Annotated in this window: 4 protein-coding genes; 3 read left to right on the forward strand and 1 reads right to left on the reverse strand. The window is 71.3% G+C overall.

Annotation, left to right across the window (positions count from 1 at the left end):
- The 3 genes from ACW0Q9_RS28435 to ACW0Q9_RS28445 form a co-directional block, all read left to right on the forward strand.
- Window positions 1-281 (forward strand): cellulose binding domain-containing protein (locus ACW0Q9_RS28435; protein WP_456186496.1); only part of this gene is annotated, 281 nt, incomplete at its 5' end.
- Window positions 282-398: 117 nt separating this feature from the next.
- Window positions 399-689, forward strand: coding sequence for a hypothetical protein (locus tag ACW0Q9_RS28440; RefSeq protein ID WP_456186498.1), 291 nt, complete (start codon window positions 399-401; stop codon window positions 687-689).
- Window positions 690-693: 4 nt separating this feature from the next.
- Complete coding sequence (locus ACW0Q9_RS28445; RefSeq protein ID WP_456186500.1) at window positions 694-1536, forward strand: alpha/beta fold hydrolase; 843 nt, start codon at window positions 694-696, stop codon at window positions 1534-1536.
- Between the two features lie 102 nt (window positions 1537-1638).
- On the opposite strand, the gene ACW0Q9_RS28450 is transcribed toward ACW0Q9_RS28445, so the two are convergent.
- Window positions 1639-5922 carry a discoidin domain-containing protein gene (locus ACW0Q9_RS28450; RefSeq protein ID WP_456186502.1) on the reverse strand — a complete coding sequence of 1428 codons (4284 nt, stop codon included), beginning with the start codon at window positions 5920-5922 and terminating at the stop codon, window positions 1639-1641.
- Window positions 5923-6005: the final 83 nt, after the last annotated feature.

Consider the following 6005-nt stretch of genomic DNA (forward strand, 5'->3'; position numbering starts at 1 on the left):
CCGACCGGGTCTTCGGTTACCGGGGGGAGGTGGTGGTGAGCAATCCGGGGACGGCGGCGCGGCCCGGCTGGACGGTGACCGTGACGCTCGGCGACGGCGCCACCGTCGGCACCGTCAACGGCGCGGAGGCGAAGCAGGACGGGACGGTGGTCACGTTCACCGGCGCGGCGGTGCCGCCGGGTGGGTCGAGCACCATCCGGTTCGACGTGCGGGACCCGGACCTGACGGCCACCGGGCCGGAGGGCTGCACGGTGGACGGCGCGGCCTGCTCGGGGGTGTGAGCGGCGCGGGTCGGATCAGCAGAAGCAGCCGTCCTGCACCCAGCCGTGCCGATTGCGTGTCCCCACACGCCTCTGCAGGAGCGATGAGTTTGGTCGGCGGATCGGGTCTGCCCTGGCATGACTCGAATCATCGCTGACATCTCGGTCTCTCTCGACGGCTTCGTCACCCGGCCCGACCCCCGCCCGGACAACGGTCTGGGTGCCGGCGGCGAGGCCCTGCACTCGTGGGCGTTTTCCGACGACCTCGACGACCGCCGGGGCCTGCGCGAGGGGAGCGTCCGCCTCCCGCCCGTCGTGCTGGGCGCCGGAACACCACTGTTCACCGGCGTAGCGCCGCGTACGCTGGTGCAGAGAAGGGTGATCTCGACATCGACCGCGACGCACCCGACCTACGATCTCTCCCGGTGATCCGATGACCACTGCCAACGCCAATGAGATCGTCCTGGGCATTGAGTCGTTCGGTGACGACGACGCGCCACTCGTCCTGCTCGCCGGCGGTACGGCGATGCTCTCCTGGCCCGACGCGCTCTGCGAGCGCCTCGCCGCTGGCGGGCGCCGTGTGGTGCGCTACGACCTGCGCGATTGCGGGGAGTCGACAACGACGGATCCGGAGGCGCCCGCCTACACCCTGCGCGACCTGGCCGCCGACGCGGCGGCCCTTGCTGACGCGCTCGGCGGGGGGCCTGCGCACCTCGCGGGGATCGGCGTCGGCGGGATGGTCGCCCAGGTGGCCGTGCTCGACCATCCGGACGCGTTCTCGGCGCTCACCCTGGTCGGCACTCGCGCGGTTGCCCCTGGCCCGCCTGACGATGACCTCCCCGACCATGACGGGACGACGATGAGCCAGCTGTTCGCGCGTCCGATGCCCGACTGGACCGACCGCGAGGCGGTTGCGGAGTTCGCCGCCGCCGGCGCGGAAATCCTCGGCGACGACCCCGTCGCCGCACGCGCGGTCGCTGCGCGCATCTGGGACCGCACTCCCGGCACCGCGCCACCGGTCCAGATGGCCAACCAGATGGGCATGGTGTTTTCCAGGCTCGACTGCAAACCACGCTGGCGTGAGCGCCTGCCCGAGATCGAGGTCCCCACGCTCGTCGTCCACGGCCGCCGCGACCGGTTCTTTCCCGTCGGCAACGGCGAGGCGATCGCGCGCGAGATCCCCGGGGCACGGCTGCTCGTCCTCAAGGAGGCTGCCACTGCGATCCCCGATGCGGCGGTCGGCGAGGTCACCGAGGCGATGCTCACGCTCGGATAGAGGAGGGCGCGTGCGCGCGGGTCCGGCCTCCACGCAGCATCCATCTATCGCAACGGACCCGCCGGGAGGACGTGTCCTCCCGGCGGGCCGCTGACCGGTGGGTCAGTTCCTGCTGATGGTGAAGGTGCTGGTCGTGTTTCTGATGTCCTGGTAGTTGTCGGTCAGCCGGAGGTTGGTGAAGGTGGCCGAGCCGACCGCCGGGCCCTGCCCCGGCTCGGGCATCTCGTTGACCCAGATGCCGAAGCCGGACTTGGCGTCGAAGGCGTCACCGCTGCGCTTCGCCCCGGAGATCGACACGTTCGTGAAGACCGTGTCGGTGACCGGGTTCTCCGGTTGGCCACCGGTGTACTTGGTCTGGAACATGATCCCCGAGTACGTCGGGTCGACGATGTCCACGTCGGACACCCGGATGCCGCGGAACTCCTTCGAGGCCGAGAAGAGCCACATGGCCGGGAAGGTCTGCTGGCCCCAGAAGTGCCCGCCCGCCCGGATCAGCGAGACGTTCTGGAACTGGGTGGGCGGGCTGGCGCCGAACCCGACGAACGGGTAGCCGAAGTCCAGCGAGCTGATGGTGATGCCCGAGTACGTCAGCATGTCGGCGATGTAGAGGTTGCGGAAGATGTTGTCGTAGCCGCCGTACACGGCCACCCCGGCCGCCCGCCAGGTGAGCGTGGCGGTCAGGTTCTCGAACACGTTGCCGTGATTGCCGCCCGAGGCGCCCTGGTCGGTCGCGGAGAACAGCGCGAAGGCGTCGTCGCCGTTGGAGCGGCCCTCCGAGTTGGTGACCAGGTTGTTCGTGCTGCCGTTGGTCATGTTCACGGCGTCGGCGAAGGTGTCCCGGAAGCGGCTGTCCCGGATGGTCAGCCCGCTGACGCTCACCCCCCAGTACGCGCACACCGTGTGCTCGACCCAGACGCTGTCGAGCGTCATGTTGTCGACGTCCTTCAGCTCGCCCCACACCTTGCCCGGACCGTCGATCCGGTTGGTGTAGTTGCCGAAGAACGCCAGGTGGGCGAAGGTCGACCCGCTCGCCGAGGACTCCACCCGGAAGCCGGCGTCGGTGTTCTGCTGGTTGGTGGGTGTCTGGAAGCGGGTGTACCACATGCCCGCGCCGACCACCCGGACCGGCTTGCCGTACACCTGGAACTTCTGTGCGGTGTCGTAGGTGCCCGGCGGCAGGTAGACGCCGACCAGGTTGCCGGTCGTGTCCATCCGGACGGCGTCCAGCGCGTTCTGCACGTCGGCGTGGCTGAAGCCGGTCGGCACCCGGTAGCGGGCCGGGTCCGGGTTGGCCCGCGGTGACACCAGCTCGGTGTTGACGAAGTCGATCGCGTACGTGGTGCTGTTGGCCGGGTCCTTCTGGAGCCGGATCGTGGCACCGGCCGGAACGGTCGAGTTCAGCATCACGTTGGCCTCGTCGTACAGGTGGCGGGGCGCGCCGGCGCCCGGCGAGTCGCTCGGGCCCGCCTCGGCCCCGTAGAGCCAGATGTGCTTCGAGGTCAGGTTGATCGGCTTGTGCAGCACACCGTTGACGTAGATGTTCAACGTCGAGTCGATCCCGCCGCCGCCCGGGGCGTCCGGGATGGAGAAGCGGGTGACCAGGCTGTTGGTGGCCGCCCGGGTGGTCCACTCGACGTACGCGCCGGTGGTGTTCAGGGTGACCGCCCGGCGGCCGGACGCCTCGCCGGCCAGGTCGCCGATGGTCCGGTTCGGCCCGATCACCTGCGCGCCGCCACCGACCCGGCCCTCCTCGGCCTCGTACATGTCGTACGGGACGTTCGCGCCCCGCCCGACGAAGAGCGCCCGGTCGCTGGTGTTGTTCTGCTGCTTGACCGGCAGCTCGTTGGCGTCGGCGGCGAGTGCCACCCGCACCGTGTACTTCCCGTTGGCCGCCGTCCAACTGCCCAGGTTGACCGGCGGGCTGGTCGCCCCGGCCGCCAGCGTGCCGGTGTACGAGCCGGTCAGGGTGCGCACCACCGTGCCGGTGTCGCCCAGCAGGGTGAGGGTGATGCCGTGCGCCCCGCCGGCCGAGGCCACCGTGCCCTGGTTGCGGATCGACACCGAGAAGCTGACCGTGGCGCCGGCGCTCGGCGTGCCGGGTGACCAGCTCACCGCCCCGGCGACCAGGTCGGAGCTCGGCACCGCGCTGACCGTCAGCGAGGAGGTGCGGCTGTTGTTCGACTCGTTCTGCTCGATGACCGTGTTCGCCTCGTCGGCGGTGGCGGTCACCTCGTAGGTGCCGGCGTTGCGCGCGCCGATGTTCAACGACACGTTCGCCGACGCCCCGGCCGCGAGCGCCCCGACGGCCGCGGTGCCGACCTTTGTCGTACCCAGGAGGAAGGTGACCGCGGAGGCGGCCGCCGGCGCGGTGCCGGCGTTGCGGACGGTGGCCGAGAGGGTGACCGCGTCGGTCTCCACCGGCGCCGACGGCGCCGCGGACAGCGCGGTGACGGTGAGGTCCGGGTTCGGCGCCGGGGTGCCGATCACCTGGAACTCGGCGACCTGGCCGTTGGACGACCCCGAGTTGGCGGTGAACTGGAGCCGCACGTCCGCCGCGGTGGCACTCACCGGGATGGTCACCGTGTTGCTGCTGGTCGGGCTGAACGAGTACGTCGCCGAGCCGACCACGGTGGTGAACCCGGCGGCCGACTGCTCCCGCCCGAGCACCTGGAAGGTCTGCGTGCGGGGCCCCCAGACCGGGTCCGGGTTGAGCTTGACCATGACGGCGCTGATGCTGGCGTTGGCACCGAGCGCGACGGTCAGCGTGCTCGGGTACGCCCCCGGCGCGCCCTCCCAGTAGGTCGTCACGTCGTTGTCGTTGGCGTTCGTCGCGGTGAACACGTGCACCACCGAGGAGGCGGTGATCGGCTTGCCGACGGCAAGGTTGCTGCCGCCCGGGGTGCTGCCGGTCCGGGTGACCGTGTTGGAGGTCGCCGAGACGTTGCCGGCGGCGTCCCGGGCCCGGACGAAGTACGAGACGGTGGCGCTGTCCGGCTGGCTGTCGGTGTACGACAGGGTCGAGCCGCTGACGCTGCCGCGCAGCGCGTTGTTGGCGTACACGTCGTAGCCGGTCACGCCGACGTTGTCGGTCGACGCCGTCCAGGCCAGCCGGATCTGCCCGGCCGCCGGCTGGGTGTACGCCAGGTTGCCCGGCGCGGTCGGCGCGGTGGTGTCCCCGGTGTTGCCGGTGCGGGTGACCGTGTTGCTGCTGGCCGACTGATTGCCGGCCGCGTCCCGGGCCCGCACGTAGTAGGAGACCGTCGCCCCGGCCGGCTGGGTGTCGGTGTACGTGAGGGTCGACGCCCCGACGCTCGTGCGCAGCGTGCCGTTGGCGTAGACGTCGTAGCCGGTGACGCCGACGTTGTCGGTGGACGCCGTCCAGGTGAGCCGGACCTGGTCGGCGGCGGGCTCGGTGAGGGCCAGGTTGCCGGGGGCGCTCGGCGGCTGGGTGTCGCCGGTGGCCGGGCCGTAGACCTCCAGCTCGGCGAGCTGGCCGGCGGGCCAGCCGGTGTTGGCGGTGACCAGCACCCGCACGTACCGGGTGGTGGCCGTGCCGAAGGTGACGGTGATCGTGTTGCCGCTGGTGGGGTTGAACGCGTACCCGGCGGAGGCGACGAGCGTGCCGAAGGTCGTCCCGTCGGTGCTGCCCTGCACGGTCAGCGTCTGGGTGCGCGCCGGCCAGCCGGTGGGCAGCTTGAGCACCACCTTGTTGACCGCCACGGCGGCGCCGAGATCGACCCGGATCCACTGCGGGAAGGCGTTGTTGGCGCTCTCCCAGTAGGTGGCCGGGTTGCCGTCGTTGGCGTTGGCCGCCCCGTAGACGTCGGAGTGGCTGCTCTCCGCCATGGTCCGGCCCAGGGCCAGGTTGGTCGACGAGTTCGCCGCCCCGTACACCTCCAGCTCGGCGAGCTGCGCGGCGGCCCAGCCGGTGTTGGCGGTGACCGTGATCCGGACGTGCCGGGCGCTGGCGGCCGGGAAGCTCAGCGTGACCGTGTTGCCGGTGGCCGGGCTGAAGGTGCGCCCGGCCGAGGCGAGCAGGGTGGTGAAACTGCCGCCGTCGGTGCTGCCCTGCACCGACAGGGTCTCGGTGCGGGACTCCCAGCCGGTGGGGAGCTTCAGCACGACCTGGTCGACCGACTGGGCGGAACCGAGGTCGACCTGGGCCCACTGCGGGAACGTGCCGCCGGCGCTCTCCCAGTAGCTGCCGGCGTTGCCGTCGGTGAGGTTGCCGGCCGCGTACGGGCCGTTGACGCTGCTGGCCGTGGCGGTGCGGCCGAGGGCGAGGTTGGGACCGCCGGCCGCGGCGGCCGGGGACGGGGGCGGGGCCGTGACGGCCAGCGCGACCGCGGCGAGCACCGCGACCAGCCGGGTACGGAATCTGGACATGGTGGAGGGACCTGGCTCTTCAACACATCTGCGAGCCCACGAGACCGCAGCAGCGCGCGGTTGCCGGCTTTCGGTTGCAACAA

Source organism: Micromonospora sp. I033, from assembly GCF_053890995.1.

What these genes read in the sequence shown, in the direction of transcription:
- ACW0Q9_RS28445 (WP_456186500.1), top strand. Translation starts at nt 694, where the DNA reads ATGACCACTGCCAACGCCAATGAGATCGTCCTGGGCATTGAGTCGTTC.
- ACW0Q9_RS28440 (WP_456186498.1), top strand. Translation starts at nt 399, where the DNA reads ATGACTCGAATCATCGCTGACATCTCGGTCTCTCTCGACGGCTTCGTC.
- ACW0Q9_RS28450 (WP_456186502.1), bottom strand. Translation starts at nt 5,922, where the DNA reads ATGTCCAGATTCCGTACCCGGCTGGTCGCGGTGCTCGCCGCGGTCGCG.